Below are 255 nucleotides of genomic sequence, written 5' to 3'. Positions count from 1 at the left end.
AGAACGCAATCCCGAAGATTTGCGACCAGAATCGGTTCGCCGTCACCATCGAGTAGGTTTCTTCGGCTTGGGTCGGCTCAAATGCGCCAAAGGTGTTCGCCTTTTCGCCATCTTGGAACAGGGTGTTCTCTACCGTCGCACCGTGAATGGCGCACAGCAAAGCACCGCCCAGAATCCCGGCGACACCCATCATGTGGAACGGATTCAGCGTCCAGTTGTGGAACCCTTGCAGGAACAGCAGGAACCGGAAGATCG

General features: G+C 56.5%; 1 pseudogene. It reads right to left on the bottom strand.

Going from position 1 to position 255, the window contains the following annotated elements:
- Positions 1-255 (bottom strand): annotated as a pseudogene (locus VPK24_RS18800) (photosystem II D2 protein (photosystem q(a) protein)); the annotation flags it as partial.

The sequence above is a fragment of the Limnothrix redekei LRLZ20PSL1 genome, assembly GCF_043235035.1.
Taxonomy (GTDB): Bacteria; Cyanobacteriota; Cyanobacteriia; order CACIAM-69d; family CACIAM-69d; genus CACIAM-69d.
Note: the sequence above shows the minus strand (reverse complement) of the source record. Positions and strands in the feature narration are given on the sequence as shown.